The 19159-nt window shown below is 60.4% G+C and carries 18 protein-coding genes; 13 read left to right on the plus strand and 5 right to left on the minus strand.

The genetic code is table 11. The annotated features are described in order from the left end of the window. Nucleotides 1-50: 50 nt before the first annotated feature. From ACOYXJ_RS27485 to ACOYXJ_RS27495, 3 genes are read left to right on the plus strand one after another with little or no spacing between them, the layout of a single operon-like run. Complete coding sequence (locus tag ACOYXJ_RS27485) at nucleotides 51-749, plus strand: CoA transferase subunit A (protein WP_007919568.1); 699 nt, start codon at nucleotides 51-53, stop codon at nucleotides 747-749. A gap of 24 nt (nucleotides 750-773) precedes the next feature. Then, nucleotides 774-1439 carry a CoA transferase subunit B gene (locus ACOYXJ_RS27490; protein ID WP_122599988.1) on the plus strand — a complete coding sequence of 222 codons (666 nt, stop codon included), beginning with the start codon at nucleotides 774-776 and terminating at the stop codon, nucleotides 1437-1439. 11 nt (nucleotides 1440-1450) lie between these two features. Continuing rightward, nucleotides 1451-2632, plus strand: a complete 1182-nt coding sequence (locus ACOYXJ_RS27495; RefSeq protein WP_460372681.1) for an acetyl-CoA C-acetyltransferase — start codon at nucleotides 1451-1453, stop codon at nucleotides 2630-2632. A gap of 217 nt (nucleotides 2633-2849) precedes the next feature. Here the strand turns inward: ACOYXJ_RS27495 and cobF are convergent, their stop codons facing one another. Both cobF and ACOYXJ_RS27505 read right to left on the minus strand, forming a co-directional pair. Continuing rightward, nucleotides 2850-3605, minus strand: coding sequence for a precorrin-6A synthase (deacetylating) (gene cobF / locus ACOYXJ_RS27500; protein WP_460372683.1), 756 nt, complete (start codon nucleotides 3603-3605; stop codon nucleotides 2850-2852). Then, nucleotides 3605-4159, minus strand: a complete 555-nt coding sequence (locus ACOYXJ_RS27505; protein ID WP_150794730.1) for a histidine phosphatase family protein — start codon at nucleotides 4157-4159, stop codon at nucleotides 3605-3607. Before ACOYXJ_RS27505 ends, cobF begins: the two co-directional genes overlap by 1 nt. Nucleotides 4160-4490: 331 nt before the next feature. On the opposite strand from ACOYXJ_RS27505, the gene ACOYXJ_RS27510 reads away from it, so the two are divergent. From ACOYXJ_RS27510 to ACOYXJ_RS27545, 8 genes are all read left to right on the plus strand, one after another. Continuing rightward, a complete protein-coding gene (locus tag ACOYXJ_RS27510; RefSeq protein WP_016983252.1) occupies nucleotides 4491-5345 on the plus strand; it encodes a MurR/RpiR family transcriptional regulator in 855 nt (284 codons plus the stop codon). Between the two features lie 2 nt (nucleotides 5346-5347). Then, nucleotides 5348-5992: a cysteine hydrolase family protein gene (locus tag ACOYXJ_RS27515; protein ID WP_102902766.1), complete on the plus strand. Its 645-nt coding sequence runs from the start codon at nucleotides 5348-5350 to the stop codon at nucleotides 5990-5992. Continuing rightward, complete coding sequence (locus ACOYXJ_RS27520; RefSeq protein WP_150794731.1) at nucleotides 5989-7320, plus strand: type I glutamate--ammonia ligase; 1332 nt, start codon at nucleotides 5989-5991, stop codon at nucleotides 7318-7320. Before ACOYXJ_RS27515 ends, ACOYXJ_RS27520 begins: the two co-directional genes overlap by 4 nt. Further along, nucleotides 7304-8056 carry an N-formylglutamate amidohydrolase gene (locus ACOYXJ_RS27525; protein WP_150794732.1) on the plus strand — a complete coding sequence of 251 codons (753 nt, stop codon included), beginning with the start codon at nucleotides 7304-7306 and terminating at the stop codon, nucleotides 8054-8056. Before ACOYXJ_RS27520 ends, ACOYXJ_RS27525 begins: the two co-directional genes overlap by 17 nt. A 77-nt stretch (nucleotides 8057-8133) precedes the next feature. Beyond that, nucleotides 8134-9483, plus strand: coding sequence for an APC family permease (locus tag ACOYXJ_RS27530; RefSeq protein WP_460372686.1), 1350 nt, complete (start codon nucleotides 8134-8136; stop codon nucleotides 9481-9483). Nucleotides 9484-9601: 118 nt separating this feature from the next. After that, a complete protein-coding gene (locus tag ACOYXJ_RS27535; protein WP_460372688.1) occupies nucleotides 9602-10618 on the plus strand; it encodes an arginine N-succinyltransferase in 1017 nt (338 codons plus the stop codon). Nucleotides 10619-10676: 58 nt separating this feature from the next. Then, nucleotides 10677-11711: an arginine N-succinyltransferase gene (gene astA, locus ACOYXJ_RS27540; protein WP_150707428.1), complete on the plus strand. Its 1035-nt coding sequence runs from the start codon at nucleotides 10677-10679 to the stop codon at nucleotides 11709-11711. 167 nt (nucleotides 11712-11878) lie between these two features. Beyond that, nucleotides 11879-12748: an isocitrate lyase/PEP mutase family protein gene (locus tag ACOYXJ_RS27545; RefSeq protein WP_007919546.1), complete on the plus strand. Its 870-nt coding sequence runs from the start codon at nucleotides 11879-11881 to the stop codon at nucleotides 12746-12748. Nucleotides 12749-12881: 133 nt separating this feature from the next. Here ACOYXJ_RS27545 and ACOYXJ_RS27550 read toward each other — a convergent pair whose 3' ends face one another. From ACOYXJ_RS27550 to ACOYXJ_RS27560, 3 genes are all read right to left on the minus strand, one after another. Beyond that, nucleotides 12882-13184 (minus strand): hypothetical protein, encoded by a 303-nt coding sequence (locus ACOYXJ_RS27550; RefSeq protein ID WP_460372690.1) that lies wholly within the window; start codon nucleotides 13182-13184, stop codon nucleotides 12882-12884. A gap of 803 nt (nucleotides 13185-13987) precedes the next feature. Further along, nucleotides 13988-15226: a M20/M25/M40 family metallo-hydrolase gene (locus ACOYXJ_RS27555; protein ID WP_460372692.1), complete on the minus strand. Its 1239-nt coding sequence runs from the start codon at nucleotides 15224-15226 to the stop codon at nucleotides 13988-13990. Between the two features lie 214 nt (nucleotides 15227-15440). Beyond that, complete coding sequence (locus ACOYXJ_RS27560; RefSeq protein WP_460372694.1) at nucleotides 15441-16514, minus strand: diguanylate cyclase; 1074 nt, start codon at nucleotides 16512-16514, stop codon at nucleotides 15441-15443. A gap of 177 nt (nucleotides 16515-16691) precedes the next feature. On the opposite strand from ACOYXJ_RS27560, the gene ACOYXJ_RS27565 reads away from it, so the two are divergent. Both ACOYXJ_RS27565 and ACOYXJ_RS27570 read left to right on the plus strand, forming a co-directional pair. Next, on the plus strand, nucleotides 16692-18143 hold the full coding sequence (locus tag ACOYXJ_RS27565; RefSeq protein ID WP_460372696.1) for a flavin-containing monooxygenase: 1452 nt from the start codon (nucleotides 16692-16694) through the stop codon (nucleotides 18141-18143). Between the two features lie 21 nt (nucleotides 18144-18164). Further along, nucleotides 18165-19091, plus strand: a complete 927-nt coding sequence (locus tag ACOYXJ_RS27570; RefSeq protein ID WP_460372698.1) for an alpha/beta fold hydrolase — start codon at nucleotides 18165-18167, stop codon at nucleotides 19089-19091. The last annotated feature ends 68 nt before the right edge of the window (nucleotides 19092-19159 follow it).

The raw sequence follows: 19159 nt of genomic DNA on the forward strand, positions 1-19159 counted from the left end.
CTCCAACCATTCGGCTAGCCAGCCGCCCGCAAATAATAAAAGAGGTGCATATGGCAGGTTTCGACAAGCGCGTGAGTTCCTACGAGGAAGCCCTGGCCGGGCTTGAGGACGGCATGACCGTCATCGCCGGCGGCTTCGGTCTGTGCGGCATTCCGGAAAACCTGATCGCCGAGATCAAACGCAAAGGCACCCGCGACCTCACCGTCGTCTCCAACAACTGCGGCGTCGACGGTTTCGGCCTCGGCGTGCTGCTCACCGACCGTCAGATCAGCAAAGTCATCGCCTCTTATGTCGGCGAGAACAAACTGTTCGAAGAGCAACTGCTCAAGGGCGACATCGAAGTCATCCTGACCCCGCAAGGCACCCTCGCCGAGAAAATGCGCGCGGGCGGCGCCGGCATTCCGGCCTTCTTCACCGCCACCGGCGTCGGCACCCCGGTTGCAGAGGGCAAGGAAGTGCGTGAGTTCAAGGGTCGCAAGTACCTGATGGAAGAATCCATCACCGGCGACTTCGCCATCGTCAAAGGCTGGAAAGCCGACCACTTCGGCAACGTCGTCTACCGTCACACCGCGCAGAACTTCAACCCGCTGGCCGCCACCGCCGGCAAGATCACCGTGGTTGAAGTCGAAGAAATCGTCGAACCCGGCGAACTCGATCCATCGCAGATCCACACCCCGGGCATCTACGTCGATCGGGTCATTTGCGGCACGTTCGAAAAACGCATCGAACAGCGCACCATCCGCAAATAATTCAGGCTGACGGAGAATAAAAACATGGCACTTACCCGCGAACAAATGGCTCAGCGCGTCGCCCGCGAAATGCAGGACGGCTTTTATGTGAACCTCGGCATCGGCATTCCGACCCTGGTCGCCAACTACATTCCCGAAGGCATGGAGGTCATGCTGCAATCGGAAAACGGCCTGCTCGGCATGGGCCCGTTTCCGACTGAAGACACCATTGATGCCGACATGATCAACGCCGGCAAACAAACGGTGACCGCGCGCATCGGCGCGTCGATTTTCAACTCCGCCGAGTCCTTTGCGATGATTCGCGGCGGCCATGTCGACCTGACCGTGCTCGGCGCGTTCGAAGTCGACGTCGAAGGCAACATCGCCTCGTGGATGATCCCCGGCAAACTGGTCAAGGGCATGGGCGGCGCGATGGACCTGGTTGCCGGCGCCGACAACATCATCGTGATCATGACCCACGCATCGAAGGATGGTGAGTCGAAACTGTTGGCCAAATGCAGCCTGCCGCTGACTGGCGCGGGCTGCATCAAGCGCGTGCTGACCGACCTCGCCTACCTGGAAATCGAAAATGGCGCTTTTGTCCTCAAGGAACGCGCACCTGGCGTCAGCGTCGAGGAAATCGTCGCCAAAACCGCTGGTAAACTGATCGTCCCGGATCACGTACCGGAAATGCAGTTCGCTGCCCAGTGAGGAATTCGAAAATGCAAGACGTCGTAATTGTTGCCGCCACGCGTACCGCGATCGGCAGTTTCCAGGGTTCGCTGGCCAGCGTGTCCGCCGTTGATCTGGGCGCGGCGGTGATCCGTCAGTTGCTCGAACAAACCGGTCTGGACGGTGCGCAGGTCGATGAAGTGATCATGGGCCAGGTGTTGACCGCCGGCGCTGGCCAGAACCCGGCGCGCCAGTCGGCGATCAAGGCTGGCTTGCCCCACGCCGTACCGGCGCTGACCCTGAACAAAGTGTGCGGTTCGGGCCTCAAGGCCCTGCACCTCGGCGCACAGGCGATCCGTTGCGGCGACGCTGATGTGATCATCGCCGGCGGCCAGGAAAACATGAGCCTGTCCAACTACGTGATGCCGGGCGCACGCACCGGTCTGCGCATGGGCCACGCGCAAATCGTCGACACCATGATCAGTGACGGTCTGTGGGATGCGTTCAACGATTACCACATGGGCATCACTGCCGAGAATCTGGTCGACAAATATGAGATCAGCCGTGAGCAGCAGGACGCCTTCGCTGCCGCGTCGCAGCAGAAAGCCGCTGCAGCGATTGAGGCCGGTCGCTTTGTCGATGAGATCACCCCGATCCTGATCCCGCAGCGCAAAGGCGATCCGGTTGCGTTCAAGGTCGACGAACAACCACGTGGTGATACCACCGCCGATTCCCTGGCGAAACTGCGCCCGGCGTTCAAAAAGGACGGCAGCGTTACCGCCGGTAATGCTTCGTCGTTGAACGACGGCGCCGCGGCTGTAATCCTGATGAGTGCCGAAAAAGCCAAATCCCTCGGCCTGCCGGTTCTGGCAAAAATCGCCGCCTACGCCAACGCCGGCGTTGATCCGGCAATCATGGGCATCGGCCCGGTGTCGGCCACCCGCCGCTGCCTCGACAAGGCTGGCTGGAACATCGACCAGCTCGACCTGATCGAAGCCAACGAAGCCTTCGCCGCGCAATCGCTGGCCGTGGCCAAGGATCTGCAATGGGATCTGGACAAGGTCAACGTCAACGGCGGCGCCATTGCGCTGGGCCATCCGATCGGTGCCTCGGGTTGCCGCGTGTTGGTGACCCTGCTGCATGAAATGATCAAGCGTGATGCGAAAAAGGGTCTGGCGACCCTGTGCATTGGCGGCGGTCAGGGTGTGGCGCTGGCGCTGGAACGCGCATAACCAGAGTTCAACAGTGAATGGCGGATCCACGACATCCGCCGCTTGCTGGCAACAAAAACCCGGTGCGACTTGCGTTGCACCGGGTGTTTTTTTGCCTGTTCGAAATGTGCTTTGAATGTTCCGGCGCCTTCGCGAGCAGGCTCGCTCCCACAGGGAATGCATTTCAAAATGTGGGAGCGAGCCTGCTCGCGAAGAGGCCAGCCCGGCCAGCGAAAATCTAAGGTTTGCGCAGCAAATAGGTATCCATGATCCACCCATGCTCGGCCCGCGCCTTTTTGCGCACCCGCTCGATCTCATCGGCGACATCCGCCAGCCTGCCACTGATCAGAATCTCGTCCGGCGTGCCCAGGTAAGCGCCCCAATAAATCTGAGTCTGCAGATCGGCGACCCGCTGATACGAATCTTCAGCATCGAGCATCACCACCAGACTGTCCGCATCACTCACCTGCCCCGCTGCCAAACGCCGCCCGGTGGTGATTTCAATGGAATGGCCGATCGTGTTCAGCGGCACCTTGTGTTGCGCCGCCAGCGCCTGAACACTGGTGATCCCGGGAATCACCTCAAACTCGAAGGCGCACGCGCCCGACGCCAGAATCGCCTGGAGGATGCGCACGGTGCTGTCGTACAACGCCGGGTCGCCCCACACCAGGAACCCGCCGCACTGGCCGTCAGACAATTGGTCATTGATCAGCCGCTCGAAGGTCTGCTGCTTGGCACGGTTCAACTCATCGACACTGGCCGTATAGTCGACATCGCCGCGTTCGCGTTCCGGGCTGTGGGCTTCGACGAAGCGATAGTCGGGCTCGTCGATGTAGCGCTCACAGATCTCGCGGCGCAGGTCGATCAGCTTGCCCTTGCTCTGGCCTTTATCCATCAGAAAGAACACATCGACCCGGTTCAGCGCCTTTACGGCCTGCATCGTGATGTAGTCGGGATTGCCGGCACCAATGCCGATCACCAGCAGTTGTTTCATCACAAAGCTCCTTTAAGACACAGGCGCCAGCGCCCGGTGAAGCGTAGTTCGAGCATCGACAGCGGTTCGACATCAATGTCATGAAATGCCGAACCGCGCATCACGTGGATCAGCGCGGCGCGGATAACAAACGGATGCGTCACCGCCACCACATGCCCCGACGTGGCTTGCAGGCCAGTCAGCCACTGCGCCACGCGTTCACACAACTGCGCCACCGACTCACCACCATGGGGCGTGGCGTGGAGATCTTCCAGCCAGGCCTGCAGCGCGGCGTCTTCCGAGCGCTGCAGATCCTTGATCGACATCCCGTGCCAACGGCCCCAGTCACAATCGCGCAGCGCGTCATCCACTTGCGCATCCGCACCAAAGCATGCCGCCGTCTGTTGCGTGCGCAGTTCCGGCGCGCAAATCAAGCGCCGCGAGGCATCGAAACAGTCGGCCAATGCACCCGACGCCAATCCACTATTTTCAACAGGCTCATTCGTAGGAAAACACGCCAATTTCTGTGCGACGGTTCGCGCATGGCAAATCAATGTCAAACGAGTGGTCTGCACAGGGAACGCTCCGGTAGGCCTTCATGAAAATCAACGACGCGAAGCCGTTCTGTGGGCAATTGTGCCGTAAACCGAGGGTTGCGGGGCGGCAGGATAGCCACCGGCAAAAACTGACGACGGCAGGAATACGGCAATATCTGACAGCGTTGTGGGCAATGGACTACAAGCCCTGTCGAATTCCGTGTAGCCCTTGTTACACGGGCACCTCGCTCCATTTTGGCGCTGTTTCAACACGCTGAAAAATTCACTAGACATGTAACGTCAGTTACATAAATACTGTTTTAACGGATTATGAAGCGAATTCAACACCCTCCATCCAGCAGGAGCCCGGATGCCCCCTCTCAGAGACCTGATCACCGATCCCGGCCTGGATCTTACGCCGTCGGAGCGCAAAGTCGTTCGCGCCTTGCTGGATCAGTACCCACGCAACGGTCTGGGGCCGATGGCGCGTCTGGCCGAACATGCCGGCGTCAGCGATCCGACCATTGTGCGGCTGGTGAAAAAACTTGGTTTCGGTGGTTATGCCGAATTCCAGGATGCCCTGCTCAGCGACATGGATCATCGTCTGCGCTCGCCGCGCACGCTGTTGCAACCGCGTGCCCATCAGCACAAGGACGATGCCTGGAGCCACTATCTGGGCGACAGTCATCGCCTGCTGGTCGAAACCCAATCCCTGACCCAACCCGAAGACGTGCGCATTCTCACCGACTGGCTGCTTGATGCCCGGCATCAGGTGTACTGCTTCGGCGGGCGCTTCAGCAGTCTGATGGCCACTTATCTACTCAACCACCTGCGCCTGCTGCGCCCCGGTTGCTTCGCTTTGGAAGACAACGCGCAACTGCCCGATCGCCTGTTCGATCTGCAACGTCAGGACGTCGTGCTGGTGTTCGATTATCGCCGTTATCAAACCCAGGCCTTGCGGGTCGCCAGTGCGGCGAAAAACAACAATGCGCGAGTGGTGCTGTTCACCGATATCTATGCCTCGCCGCTGCGCGAACTGGCCGACCTGATCATCAGCGCTCCGGTCGAATCGGCCTCGCCGTTCGACACCATGGTCCCGGCGCTGGCTCAGGTCGAAGCACTGATTGCCTGCCTGACCCTGCGCACCGAAAACCTCGCCGATCGCCTGGAAGGCATCGATGCCCTGCGCAATGACTTCAACACCCACCTGCTGGAGGATAAATAAGGATGTTCAGCCTTCCCCACCGCTCGCCGCGGGACTTGCCGTTTGTTACCGATCACACCGCACTGTTGCTGGTGGACATGCAGCGTGCCTGGCTCGAACCGCAGTTCGACGCGCACCTCAATGGGCCTGACGCCGAGTACTTCCTGACCCGCGCGCACATGCAGGTGGTGCCCAACCAACGTCGCTTGCTCAGTGCTTTTCGCGAGGCGCGGCAGAATGTACTGCACACCATTATCGAAAGCCTTACCGCCGATGGCCGCGACCGCTCGCTCGATCACAAGCTCTCGGACATGCACCTGCCCAAAGGCAGCGTGCAGGCGCGGATCATTGAAGACCTGAGCCCGGTGGAAAACGAAATCGTCCTGCCGAAGACCTCGTCCGGGGTGTTCAACTCGACCAACATCGATTACGTGCTGCGCAATCTGCAAACCCGTCACCTGATCATCGCCGGTATCGTCACCGACCAATGCGTCGACATGGCTGTGCGCGACGCCGCCGACCGTGGCTATCTGGTCACGCTGGTCGAGGACGCTTGCGCCACTTACAGTGCCGAACGCCATCACGCCTGCCTAAATGCAATCAAGGGTTACTGCTGGATCACCGACACCGACACCGTGCTCGCCCGCCTGCAGGAGATGCGGCCATGAGCACGCGCCTGACGCCGCTGCCGATGACCACGCTGGTCACCACCGACCTGATCGGCATCACCCGTGGTCGCTCGTTTCCCACCGATGAGCTTGAGCATTACCAGGCTGCCGGTTGCGGCTGGGTGCCGGCCAACAGTGCGTTGACGCCGCAGGACATCATTGCTTCGACCAATCCGTGGGGCGCTTATGGCGACCTGCGGTTGATTCCCGATCTGAGCAGCCGCGTCAGCGTCGGCAACGGCCCGGACGCCAACGCCCCGGCACTGGATTTCATCCACGGCGATATTCGCGAAACCGATGGCCGCCCATGGGGCGCCTGCCCGCGCACGCTGCTGCGCGATGAAATCGAGCGTTATCGCGATGAGCTGGGCTTGCAGGTCAACGCCGCGTTCGAACATGAATTCAACCTGCACGCCGGTTTTGCCGAGCACTTGGCGTTTTCCCTCGAAGCCCAGCGTCAGGGCGCCGAGTTCGGCGGCTGGCTGCTCAGCGCCTTGCGCGCCGGCGGTGTCGAGCCGGAAATGTTTCTGCCCGAATACGGCAAGCACCAATACGAAATCACCTGCCGCCCGACGCTCGGCGTGGCGGCGGCGGATCGCGCCGTCAATGTGCGCGAGATCACCCGTGAGATCGCTCGGCAAATGGGTCTGGATCTGAGCTTCGCGCCGAAGACCGCCGCCGACGCGGTGTGCAACGGCGTGCACCTGCACGTCAGCCTGCTCGATCTTGGCGGTCAGCCGATGCTTTACGACGCTGGCACCAGCAACGGTCTGTCGAGTCTCGGCCAGCATTGGGCAGCGGGGATCCTGCATTACCTGCCGGCACTCTGTGCTTTCACCGCACCGACGCCGGTGTCGTACGAGCGCTTGCAGCCGCATCACTGGAGCGCGTCTTACGCTTGTCTGGGTCAACAGAACCGCGAGGCGGCGCTGCGCATCTGCCCGACCGTGACCCTCGGCGGCAAATCCGTGGCCCAGCAGTTCAACCTCGAATTCCGCGCCATGGACGCCACCGCCTCGCCGCATCTGGCCATGGCCGCCCTGTTGATCGCCGGACGGCTGGGCATCGAACAGCGTCTGGCGCTGAATGCGATCACCGATGAAATTCCCGATTCACTCAACGACGAGCAACGCCAGGCGCGGGGCATCGTTGCCCTGCCCGCCTCGCTGGCCCAGGCGCTGGATTGCCTGCGCAACAGTGGCGCCTTCACTGCATGGCTGCCCAAGCCGTTGCTCGACACCTATTACGCCCTGAAAACCGAGGAACTGGCGCTGACGGAACAGCTCTCGCCCGCTGACTTGTGTGAGCACTATGCACGCCTGTACTGAATCCACCGAGTTGGGGTTGTACACCCGACCGGCCTACAACCTGAGCCGCGTCGACTCGACGCACCCGGTGATTCTGGTGTGCGAACACGCCAGCCGCTACATCCCCGAGGCCCTGAACAATCTGGGCCTGGACGCTGCCGCCGCTGCTGAACACATCGCTTGGGACATTGGTGCACTGCAACTGGCTGAACAGCTATCGGAGAGGCTCGGCGCCACCCTGTTGAGCGCCAATTATTCGCGCCTGCTGATCGATCTGAACCGGCCCCGCCACGCCCCGGACAGCATTCCGGCGCAGAGCGAGATTTATCAGGTGCCGGGCAACCGCGAGCTGGACGAAGCCACCCGCGAATACCGCCGTCAGACCCTGTTCAAGCCGTTTCACGCGCGCTTGCAAACCTTGATCGACGAGCGTGTTGCTCAGGGCCAGGCAGTGCGTGTGGTGGGGATTCACAGTTTCACTCCGGTGTATTACGGCCAGCCGCGACCGCTGGAAGCCGGCGTGCTGTTCGGTCAGGCCAAGGCCTACGCGCAACGTTTGCTCGATGGACTCGGCGAACACCCGCTGAAAGTGGCCGGTAATCAGCCGTACAGGATTGATCCGCTGGGCGACATGACCGTGCCGGTACACGGCGATGCCCGTGGCCTCGACTCAGTGTTGATCGAGGTGCGCAACGACTTGCTGCGCAGCCCCGAAGCCGTATCGCGCTGGGCCGGATACCTCGCGCCATTGCTGTAATGAAAGACTGCTGACGCTGTAAACGATGGACCGATAACAACTAAAACGACCGACTGGCTGACAAGGAGTTGCGCTTCATGGAAATTGAAGAATTCGGCTACAAGCAAGAGTTGAAACGTAGCCTTACGCTGACCGACCTGGTGGTGTACGGGATGATCTTCATGATCCCCATCGCCCCGTTCGGGGTGTATGGCTACGTCAACGCCGAGGCCCCGGGGATGGTGCCGCTGGCGTACATCATCGGCATGGTGGCGATGCTGTTCACCGCGCTGAGTTACGGCAGCATGGCCAAGGCCTTTCCGATCGCAGGTTCGGTGTATTCCTACGCGCAACGCGGCCTCAATCAGCACGTCGGCTTCATTGCCGGCTGGCTGATGCTGCTGGACTATCTGCTGATCCCGCCGCTGCTTTACGTCTACGCGGCGATGGCGCTGAACCACTTGTACCCGGACATTCCGAAAGTCGGCTTCATTCTGGCGTTCCTGGTCAGCGCGACCTTCGTCAACCTGCGCGGCATCACCTTTACCGCTCGGATGAACATCATCTTCCTGCTGGCGCAACTGGTGGTACTCGGCATCTTCCTGTTCTACGCGTGGAATGCCCTGCACGACGGTGGCGGTAACGGCGAACTGACCCTGGCGCCGCTGTATCACCCGGAAACCTTCAACTTCGCCATGCTGATGCAAGCGGTGTCGATTGCGGTGCTGTCGTTCCTCGGTTTTGATGCGATCTCCACCCTCGCCGAAGAAATCAAAGGGGATCCGGGCAAGAGCGTCGGCAAAGCGGCGCTGATCACTCTGGTAGTGATGGGCGTGATTTTCGTCGCGCAAACCTGGATCGCCACCGATCTGGCGGCAGGTATGGGCTTCAAATCCGCCGACACCGCGTTCTATGAAATCGCCGAAATCGCCGCCGGCAGCTGGCTGGCGACCCTGACCGCTGTCGCCACGGCATTGGCCTGGGGCGTGGCCGTGGCCATCACCTCGCAAGCCGCCGTCTCGCGTCTGCTGTTCGGCATGGCCCGCGACGGCAAACTGCCGAAAGTGCTGGCCAAGGTGCACCCGAAACACAACACGCCGTTCCTGAGCATTTATCTGGTGGCGGTGCTGTCGCTGGTGATCTGCTACCTGTTCATCAACTCGGTCGACACCCTGACCTCGCTGGTCAACTTCGGCGCGCTCAGCGGCTTCATGCTGCTGCACCTGACAGTGATCAACTACTACTGGCGTCGGCAAAAGTCCGGTCAGGTCGTGCGTCACCTGATCTGCCCGGTGATCGGCTTCATCATCGTCGCGGCCATCATGTACAACATGGGCGTCGATGCGCAGAAACTCGGGCTGATCTGGATCGCACTGGGTCTGGTGTACCTGTTCTTCCTCAACAAACTCGGCGCCAGCACCGCGCTGCCCGACCCGAGCAACGGCTGACAAGAAAAAGAGCGGCGTCTGACAACAAATCAGGCGACCGCCGATTTATCGCGTGGAAACCGACAGTGATAGTCAGGTTCGGCGACTTTGCCGAACCTTTTGATACAGGAGTACATCCATGCTGGTCTTACGCCCAGTCGAACAGACTGATCTGCCCCAGCTCCAACAATTGGCCCGCGACAGTCTGGTGGGCGTGACCTCCCTGCCGGACGACAGCGAACGCCTGCGCGAGAAAATCGCCGGTTCCTGCGCCTCGTTCGCCAGCGCGGCAGAGGCTAACGGCCCGGAGAATTACTTCTTTGTGCTGGAAGATCTGGATGATCATAGCCTGCGCGGCTGCTCGGAGATTCTCGCGACGGCGGGTTTCGAAGAGCCGTTCTACAGCCTGCGCAATCGCCATTTCACCAGTGCGTCCCGCGAGCTGAACATCGAACACGGCGTGCCGGCGCTGTCGCTGTGCCACGACCTCAACGACCACACGCTGCTGCGCGGCTTTCACATCGACGCCAATCTGGTGCGCACGCCGTTTTCCGAGTTGCTGTCACGCGCGCGCCTGTTGTTCATCGCCGCCCATGCGCCGCGCTTTGCCGAGGCGGTGATTACCGAAATCGTCGGCTACAGCGACGAGGCCGGCAACTCACCGTTTTGGGATGCGCTGGGCAAACATTTCTTCGACCTGCCCTACGCGGAGGCCGAACGGCTGTGCGGGTTGCAGAGCCGCACCTTTCTCGCCGAACTGATGCCGCAATACCCGATTTACGTGCCGATGCTGCCGCAAGCGGCGCAAGACTGTATCGGTCGTATCCACCCGGACGGTCAGGAAGCGTTCGACATCCTTGAGCGTGAAGGCTTCGAAACCAACAGCTACATCGACCTGTTCGACGCTGGCCCGACCCTGTATGCGCGTACCTCGAATATCCGTTCGATTGCCCGCAGCCACACCGCAACGGTGCAGCAACGGCCACAGATCGATGCCCGTGGCCGTTACCTGCTGAGCAATGACGCGCTGCACGGCTTTCGCGCGATCATGGCCGAACTCGATTTCCAACCTGATCAACCGCTGCCCCTCACCCCTGCAATGTGTGCGGCGCTGAACGTGACCGATGGCAGCCCGATCCGGCTGATTGCCCTGTGAAACCCGCGCGGTTGCGCAGCCAACGACAGTGCCCGAACAGGCGCGAAGGAGTTACAGCATGATTGTCCGCCCGGTCAAAGTCAGCGACCTGCCAGCCTTGATGGCACTGGTGCAACAGGCCGGCCCGGGGTTCACCACCCTGCCGGCCAACGAAGATCGCCTGTCCCACCGGGTCCGCTGGGCGCAACGGGCGTTCGCCGAACAGGTGGAACGGGCCGACGCGGACTATCTGTTTGTGCTCGAAGACGACGACATGCGCGTGGTCGGCGTCAGCGCACTGGCCGGGGCGGTCGGCCTGCGCGAGCCCTGGTACAACTATCGGCTCGGGTTAACCGTGAGTTCGGCGCCGGATCTGGGTATTCAACGGCAGATCCCGACGCTGTTTCTCAACAACGAACTGACCGGCCAATCCGAGCTGTGCTCGCTGTTTCTTGGCCATGATCAGCGTCACGGCAGCAATGGCCGCCTGCTGTCACTGGGGCGTTTGCTGTTCGTTGCCGAGTTCCCGCATCTGTTCGGCGAGAAGATGATTGCCGAACTGCGCGGCAGTGCCGATGAACACGGTTGCTCGCCGTTCTGGGACAGTCTGGGCCGGCATTTCTTTCAAATGGACTTCAGCCATGCCGATCACTTGTCCGGGCTGGGCAATAAATCGTTCATCGCCGAACTGATGCCGCGCCAGCCGTTGTACACCTGCATGCTCACCGAACAGGCCCAGGCGGCGATCGGCCAGGCACACCCGAATACCGAGCCGGCGCTGAAAATCCTTCAGGCCGAAGGTTTTACCCACAAAGGCTACATCGACATCTTTGACGGCGGCCCGGTGATCGAAGCGCCGGTGCGCTCGATCCGCACTGTGCGCGAGAGCGTCGAGTTGACCCTGAGCCTCGGCAGCCCGGATGAACAGGCACCGCTGTGGCTGATTCACAACCGCCGTCTGGAAAACTGCCGCATCACCGTCGCCCGCGCCCGTCGGGTCGGCAGCAGCCTGGTCATCGACCGCCTCACCGCTAAGCGCCTGCAACTGCAACCGGGCAATTCGGTGCGTGCGGCGATGCTGCCCAATCAACAGCAACAGGCGGTGGCGGCCTGACGGTCACCACCGCAAAAAGGTAAATCCTTTCAGCAAAAGCGTCCGCGACAACCTGTCCCTTGCAAATTCGTCATGATCATTGACCCATTCGCGTGATAGCCTTTTCATTCTTCGGCGTTGACACCTTTGTTCAAGCCTTTCCATTCCTTTGTATTGGTGGAACTCGTATGACCAGGCTTTCCCATCAAGATTTGCGCCGTAACTTCCGTCAACTGCTGGCTTCCGACACCTGCTATCACACGGCTTCGGTGTTTGATCCGATGTCCGCGCGCATTGCCGCTGACCTGGGTTTTGAAGTGGGCATCCTCGGCGGGTCCGTGGCCTCGCTGCAGGTGCTCGGTGCCCCGGACTTTGCCCTGATCACCCTCAGCGAGTTCGCCGAACAGGCCACCCGCATCGGCCGCGTCGCCCAATTGCCGGTGATCGCCGACGCCGACCACGGCTACGGCAACGCCCTCAACGTGATGCGTACCATCGTCGAGCTGGAACGCGCCGGCGTCGCCGCCCTGACCATCGAAGACACCTTGCTGCCGGCACAATTCGGCCGCAAATCCACCGACCTGATCACCGTGGCCGAAGGCGTCGGCAAGATCCGCGCGGCGCTGGAAGCCCGGGTTGATACGGAAATGGCGATCATCGCCCGTACCAACGCCGGCATTCTGCCGAATCAGGAAATCATCAGCCGTACTCGCCAGTATCAGGCGGCCGGGGCTGACGGTATTTGCATGGTCGGGATTCAGGATTTTGATCAGCTGGAACAAATCGCCGAACACCTGACCGTACCGTTGATGCTGGTCACCTACGGCAACCCTGCACTGCGCGACGACAAGCGTCTGGCCGAACTCGGTGTGCGCGTGACCATTGATGGCCATGGCGCTTACTTTGCGGCGATCAAAGCGACGTATGACAGCCTGCGCGAACAGCGGCAGATCTTTACCCAGGCGTCCGATCTGAGCGCTACCGAGTTGACGCACACCTATACCCAGCCGGAGGAATACATTCTCTGGGCCAAGGAATACATGAGCGTCAAGGAGTGATGGGTTGGCCGGGCTGACGCCATCGCGAGCAGGCTCACTCCTACAATTGATCAGTGTTGAACACAAATACTGTGTGCACTAAAGATCTACTGTAGGAGTGAGCCTGCTCGCGATAGCAACAGCCGCCACACCGCTAAACCGGCGTCTTGTAAGCCTCTTCCCGCTGCAACGCCCGCACCTGAATCACATTCAGAATCGCACAGCCCTCGCGCATCAACAGATGCACCGCGCTGGTCACCCGCGTCAGATCACAATCGGAAATGCCCTTGAGGTTGAGGCTGGCGAAGGTGTCGGCCAGATCGCGCACAACCACAAACCGGTGCATCGCACAGGCGGCCATGTCGCTGAGTTCTGAGTGGGTATTGAGGAAGAGCACCGGGGATTCGGCGTCGTAGGTGTCGATGGGGAGGAAGCGGGGCATTACTTGGTCGGTCATAGAGTTCACTCCAAATAGGGGTCAGGTGCTGTATTCGACCGGCCAAGATCGTCGCAGAGTTTTCTGCGAACCGAGACTATAAGAGCCGCGCTCAGCGGCCGCAACGAGAGCTTCTGTCAGACTTTTCGGTATTTTTTGTACGCTGTCCTCGACTTCCACTTTTCCCACAAAAGCCCCTCACCCTAGCCCTCTCCCAGAGGGAGAGGGAACCGATTGGGGGATGCTCGGGAGCTACGCCGACGTGAGAGACCGCGTTGAATCCGATTTTGAATTCAAATGGATCTTTCAGGTCACCGTGTTAATCACAAACAACGCGGTCAGTCCCCTCCCAGAGGGAGAGGGAACCGATTGGGGGATGCTCGGGAGCTACGCCGACGTGAGAGACCGCGTTGAATCCGATTTTGAATTCAAATGGATCTTTCAGGTCACCGTGTTAATCACAAACAACACGGTCAGTCCTCTCCCGGGGGAAAGGGGACTGATTGGGGGATGCTCTGGATCTACGCCGACGTGAGAGACCGCGTTGAATGCGAATTTGCATTCAACTTGATCTGCCGGTTGCCACATGGACCACAAACAACACGGTCAGTCCCCTCTCCCTCTGGGAGAGGGTTAGGGTGAGGGGCCGATTTATCTGGCACCCCGCCGACTTCATCACACCGCAAACCACCTCACCGCGGCTTAATGATCGTTCCCACGCTCCGCGTGGGAATGCAGCCCGGGACGCTCTGCGTCCCACACAAAGCCGAACGCGGAGCGTCCGTTGAGGCATTCCCACGCAGAGCGTGGGAACGATCACTACCTCACCGCGGCTTGGCCAACTCCATAATCATCCGCGACAACAAATAAATCCGCGGCGCCACACTCGCCACTTCGGCGTATTCCTCCGGCGTGTGAATATTGCCGCCAACAATCCCGAAACCATCCAGCGTCGGCGTGCCAACCCCGGCCGACAAACTCGCATCCGCCGCACCGCCACTGCCCTCCTCCGTCAACTTGCGGCCAATCTCGCCGTAAATCCCCTGGGCCATGGCCATCAGACGATCCGACTCGGGCGTCTGCGGCATCGGTGGCAAGCCGCGCTGCAGAGTGGTCTTCACTTCCGTCTCAGCAATCAGCTTGTCCTGCGACACCCGCGCCAGATCCTTCTCGATCCGGTCGAACTCCTCCGGCACCGCCGCGCGCACGTCAGCCTTGGCCGTGGCTTGATCGGGAATCACGTTGGTGCGGTCGCCGGCCTTGAGCACGGTGAAGTTGATGGTGGTGTTCTTCGCCTCATCGCCAAGTTTGCCCAGTTGCAGAATCTGGTGCGCGGCCTCCATCGCGGCGTTGCGCCCCAGCTCCGGGGCGACACCGGCGTGCGCGGCTTTGCCCTTGACCTCGACCAGCGCCGTCGCGCTGCCCTTGCGCCACACCACCAGACCATCGGCCGGGCGGCCCGGCTCCAGATTGAGAGTCACGTCGTGCTGTTTGGCGGTTTTCTTGATCAGGTCGGTGGCGACGTCCGAACCGGTTTCTTCGCTGGCGTCGAGCAGGAAGGTGATTTGCGCATAGTCTTTGAAGTCGAGGTTTTTCAGGACTTTCAGCGCATAGATCCCCGCGACGATGCCGCCCTTGTCATCCATCACCCCCGGCCCGTAGGCGCGGCCATCCTTGATGTGGAACGGCCGTTCGGCCGCCGAACCTTCCTTGAACACCGTGTCCATGTGCGCCATCAGCAGGATTTTCGCCTTGCCGGTGCCTTTCAGCGTCGCCAGTACATGGTTGGATTTTTCCGGCGTGTTGGGCACCAGTTCGATGGTGGCGCCGAGCTTTTTCAGCTCATCGATGGCGATGTCGCTGACTTGCTTGAGGCCCGGTTCATAGCCGGAACCGGAGTCGATATTGACCAGCCGCTCGAGCAATTTCAGCGCTTCTGGCTGGTATTGCTCGGCATCGGCGAGCACTTGTTTGTGCGGTTCGGCGAAGGCGTGGGCTGCGGAGAAAGCGAGAGACAGGCCGAGGCTGGCGGCCAGCAGGGAGCGAGAAAATGAGAACGTCATGAAGCGATCCTTGTTTCGCGTCGGGGGGGATTTAACCGTACCCGACATCGGCGCGAGGCTCTACACCGAATGCGACACTGATCTAACCGACAACACACAACCCTGTGGGAGCGAGCCTGCTCGCGAAGGCGTCGTGTCAGGCGATATCAATATTGACTGACCCAGCGCTTTCGCGAGCAGGCTCGCTCCCACAATTGATTTGTGGTGATGCGGATCAAACCGAATCCAGCAACGTCCGCCGGGGCTTGTCATCGCAATTGCAGATCACCCGATTGCGACCGCTCGCCTTGGCCTCGTACAACGCCTGATCGGCATCGTTAAGCCAGCGCGTCGCGTCAGCATGCGCCGGGTCGTAAGCCGCCAAGCCAATACTCAAACTGACCTTCAATGCCGGATTCTGCTCGTACCCCAGAATCGCAAAACGTTCACGCAACGCTTCCATCGCCTGCGCGGCGTTGAATAACGGCAGTTCCGGAAGAATCACGCAGAACTCATCACCACCGTAGCGCCCGGCAACGTCTGTCGCTCGCAGGTTCTGCTTGAGCAACTTGCTCAACTGGCGCAACACGATGTCGCCCGCGACATGGCCATAAGTGTCGTTGATTGCCTTGAAGTGATCGATGTCGATCAACGCAATCGCCGCGCCCTGCTTCTGCCGCTTGCAGCGCTGAAAAGCAATCTCCAGTTGATCCTTCCAGGCGCCGTGATTGAGCAACCCGGTCAGGCTGTCGGTGCGGCTCAGGGCAAGCAATTCGCGTTTATGTCGACCGAGGGTGTAGGCCTGGCGAAAGCAGATCCAGCCCAGCGCCAGCGGGTACAGCAGCAGTAACGGGAAACAGGCGTACATTTGCGCAGGCGTGGTCTGCGGAACGAATGCCGGAGCAAACACCACCAGCCCGACGCCGACCCCGAGCAACTGCGCCGCAGAGCCTGCCAACAGAAAACGTGAACCACCGATAGCGACGTTATTCATCGCCATCATTGAAATAGTCGTCGCCGTAGGCAGCGGATTGAAATGCATGGCGGCAAGCCAAAAGCCGCCGAAAAAGGCGTCGATCAACAGATTGCGGTGTTCAGCGTGGTAAGGAACCCGGGCGCGGCGCGCCCATTGAAACGCCAGATGCGGCCAGACCAGGCCGTTGAAGAACATCAGCGCCCAGACCCACAGCGGCGGATCGAGCGAGTACATCGCCACGCTCACGCACACGAGCCCCAGAATCAACCCGAGGATGCGCGATATATAAAGCCTCCTGGCCAATGAAAGTCCCTTTCCTCCGGTATTTCCCATAAGGACCTCGATCACGCACACCGCAGGACGGATGTGCTGGAAGTCTAACAGGGAGACGTTAAATAGCCATCACCGGCCAGCGGGCTGAATAGAGCGACATCAGGGCCGCACACAGAGCAAATATTTGGCTATACATGAAAGGAGCAAAATGGAAAAACAACTATAAGAAGGAGGCCCATGCACACCTATAAAGTGTTGATCATCGGCAGCGGTTTTGGCGGTCAATGTGCTGCGGTCAACCTGCTCAAGGCCGGGATCGACGATTTTCGCCTGCTGGAGCGACGGGACTTCTTCGGCGGCACCTGGTGCCAGAACACCTACCCCGGCGCGGCGGTTGACGTGCCGTCGCCGCTGTATTCGCTGTCGTTCGCGCCGTACCGCTGGTCGCAGATGTTCGCCGGGCAGGCCGAACTGCAGCGCTACACCGAGCATGTGATCGAGCAGTTCGGTTTGCGCGAACGCGTGGAGTTGCAAGCCAATGTCGAGCGCGTCGAATGGGACGACACGGAAAAACGCTGGGCCGTGCATACCTCCAAAGGCACCCTTTATGCGCAGTTCCTGATCAATGCCACCGGGCCGCTGAGCCAACCGGTCATTCCGCACTTTCCCGGCCAGGAGCGCTTTCAAGGCAAGACGTTTCATACAAACAATTGGGATCACAGCTACGACTACCGCGGTAAACGTGTGGCCATCGTCGGCAGCGGCGCCAGTGCGGTGCAGGTGATTCCGGCGATTGCGCCGCAGGTCGAGCAACTGCACGTGTTTCAACGCACGCCCCATTGGGTGCTGCCCCGCGCCGATCGTCAGTTCGGGCCGTTGCAACGCTGGCTGCTTGGCCGCAAACCCGCCTACAAATTGTTGCGCTGGCTGATTTACTGGCAATTCGAAACCCGGGTCATCGCCTTCAAATATTCGAAAGCAGCGATTCACATGGTCCAGCAGCACGCCCTGCGTTTTCTCAAACGCCAGGTGCCGGACCCGGTGCTGCAAGAAAAACTCACTCCGGACTTCACCATTGGCTGCAAACGGGTGCTGGTGTCCAGCACCTATTACCCGGCGCTGAACCGTCCCAATGTCACCTTGCATACCCGCGAGCAAGGCATCGCTTCCATCGACGAAACCGGCATCAACACTCAGGACGGCCAGCACATCGATGTTGATCTGATCGTCTGGTCGACCGGTTATGACGCCACCGACGGGGTAATTTCCTACCCGGTCAGCGGAAAAAACGCCGTGCAACTCAGAGAGGTCTGGGCGCAATACCCGCGCGCTTATCTGGGCACCAGCCTGCCGGACTTTCCCAACCTGTTTATCGTCACCGGCCCCAACACCGGCATCGGCCACACCTCGGCGCTGTTCATCATCGAATCGCAGATGAACTACATCCTCGACTGCATTCGCACCGTGCAGGCCAAAGGCCTGCGCAGCATTGAAGTGCGCCCCGAAGCGGAACGTACCTACACTGAGATGATTCATCGGGAGATGGAGCGCACGGTCTGGAAGTCCGGCGGCTGCCACAGTTGGTATCAAAGCAAGAGCGGTCATGTGATCGCGATGTTTCCCGGCTTCAGTTTCAGCTATCACCGCTTGACCCGGGCGCTGAAACCGGCCGATCACATTCTGTCCTGAACACGTAAAAGGAAGACGTCGATGCTTTTGCTGTTTGTCGCCCTCGCGGTTTTCGTGGCCTGGAGCTGGTTGAGTTATCCGGCGGTCGGCCATTGGCTGTATGACCTGAACATGGCCATCGAGGCCAAGTTGTACAAATTGCACAAGATCGAAGTGCCGATCGCCGAGATGACCGTCTCGACCTGGCAGGGCGGGCCGTATGAAGCGGCCAGCGCAATTCTGATGCTGCATGGCTACAGCGGCGACAAGAACCTGTGGCTGCGCTTCTCCCGGCACTTCGTGCGCGAGTATCGGGTGATCATCCCGGACCTCGCCGGCCATGGTGAAACCGGCTTCAAGGCTGGCGGCGGCTACGATATTCCGTTGCAGGCCAAGCGCATGATCCAGTTGCTCGACGTCTGCGGCGTGGAGAAAGTCCATGTGATCGGCAACTCGATGGGCGGCTACATTGCGGCGTGGCTGGCGGCGACTTATCCGGACCGCATCGCTTCGGTGGCATTGATCGACCCGGCGGGCGTCACCGCACCCGAGGTCAGCGACATGGAGCGGCATCTGGCGCGCGGGCATAACCCGTTTCTGATCAACTCCCGGGAAGAGTTTCGCCAGTTTTATGCAATGACCATGGAATCGCCGCCGTGGGTGCCGAACCTGGTGCTGGACGCGATCGCCCAGCGCTACGAACAACAACGCGATGAACTGGAAGAGATCTTCCGCGATTTTCGCGCCAGCCCGCCGATGGAGCCGAAACTCGCCGACATCAAATGCCCGGCGCTGTTGCTCTGGGGGCGCAAGGATCGGCTCATCGATGTCAGCAGCGTGCCGGTGTGGAGCAAGGGCATCGCCAATTTGCGTGTGGATGTCTGGGATCACGTCGGGCATATGCCGATGGTTGAACAGCCGGGGAATACTGCGCGGCTGTATCGCGAGTTTTTGGGGAGCCAAAGATGACAATGCACCCAGCTCCTGATCGTTCCCACGCTCTGCGTGGTAATGCCTCTGGGGACGCTCCGCGTCCA

The organism is Pseudomonas sp. Tul2A7, from assembly GCF_054790505.1.

What these genes read in the sequence shown, in the direction of transcription:
- ACOYXJ_RS27570 (WP_460372698.1), top strand. Translation starts at nt 18,165, where the DNA reads ATGCTTTTGCTGTTTGTCGCCCTCGCGGTTTTCGTGGCCTGGAGCTGG.
- ACOYXJ_RS27565 (WP_460372696.1), top strand. Translation starts at nt 16,692, where the DNA reads ATGCACACCTATAAAGTGTTGATCATCGGCAGCGGTTTTGGCGGTCAA.
- ACOYXJ_RS27490 (WP_122599988.1), top strand. Translation starts at nt 774, where the DNA reads ATGGCACTTACCCGCGAACAAATGGCTCAGCGCGTCGCCCGCGAAATG.
- ACOYXJ_RS27525 (WP_150794732.1), top strand. Translation starts at nt 7,304, where the DNA reads ATGCACGCCTGTACTGAATCCACCGAGTTGGGGTTGTACACCCGACCG.
- ACOYXJ_RS27515 (WP_102902766.1), top strand. Translation starts at nt 5,348, where the DNA reads ATGTTCAGCCTTCCCCACCGCTCGCCGCGGGACTTGCCGTTTGTTACC.
- ACOYXJ_RS27560 (WP_460372694.1), bottom strand. Translation starts at nt 16,514, where the DNA reads ATGGGAAATACCGGAGGAAAGGGACTTTCATTGGCCAGGAGGCTTTAT.
- cobF (WP_460372683.1), bottom strand. Translation starts at nt 3,605, where the DNA reads ATGAAACAACTGCTGGTGATCGGCATTGGTGCCGGCAATCCCGACTAC.
- ACOYXJ_RS27555 (WP_460372692.1), bottom strand. Translation starts at nt 15,226, where the DNA reads ATGACGTTCTCATTTTCTCGCTCCCTGCTGGCCGCCAGCCTCGGCCTG.
- ACOYXJ_RS27510 (WP_016983252.1), top strand. Translation starts at nt 4,491, where the DNA reads ATGCCCCCTCTCAGAGACCTGATCACCGATCCCGGCCTGGATCTTACG.
- ACOYXJ_RS27530 (WP_460372686.1), top strand. Translation starts at nt 8,134, where the DNA reads ATGGAAATTGAAGAATTCGGCTACAAGCAAGAGTTGAAACGTAGCCTT.
- ACOYXJ_RS27550 (WP_460372690.1), bottom strand. Translation starts at nt 13,184, where the DNA reads ATGACCGACCAAGTAATGCCCCGCTTCCTCCCCATCGACACCTACGAC.
- ACOYXJ_RS27495 (WP_460372681.1), top strand. Translation starts at nt 1,451, where the DNA reads ATGCAAGACGTCGTAATTGTTGCCGCCACGCGTACCGCGATCGGCAGT.
- ACOYXJ_RS27485 (WP_007919568.1), top strand. Translation starts at nt 51, where the DNA reads ATGGCAGGTTTCGACAAGCGCGTGAGTTCCTACGAGGAAGCCCTGGCC.
- ACOYXJ_RS27535 (WP_460372688.1), top strand. Translation starts at nt 9,602, where the DNA reads ATGCTGGTCTTACGCCCAGTCGAACAGACTGATCTGCCCCAGCTCCAA.
- ACOYXJ_RS27520 (WP_150794731.1), top strand. Translation starts at nt 5,989, where the DNA reads ATGAGCACGCGCCTGACGCCGCTGCCGATGACCACGCTGGTCACCACC.
- ACOYXJ_RS27545 (WP_007919546.1), top strand. Translation starts at nt 11,879, where the DNA reads ATGACCAGGCTTTCCCATCAAGATTTGCGCCGTAACTTCCGTCAACTG.
- astA (WP_150707428.1), top strand. Translation starts at nt 10,677, where the DNA reads ATGATTGTCCGCCCGGTCAAAGTCAGCGACCTGCCAGCCTTGATGGCA.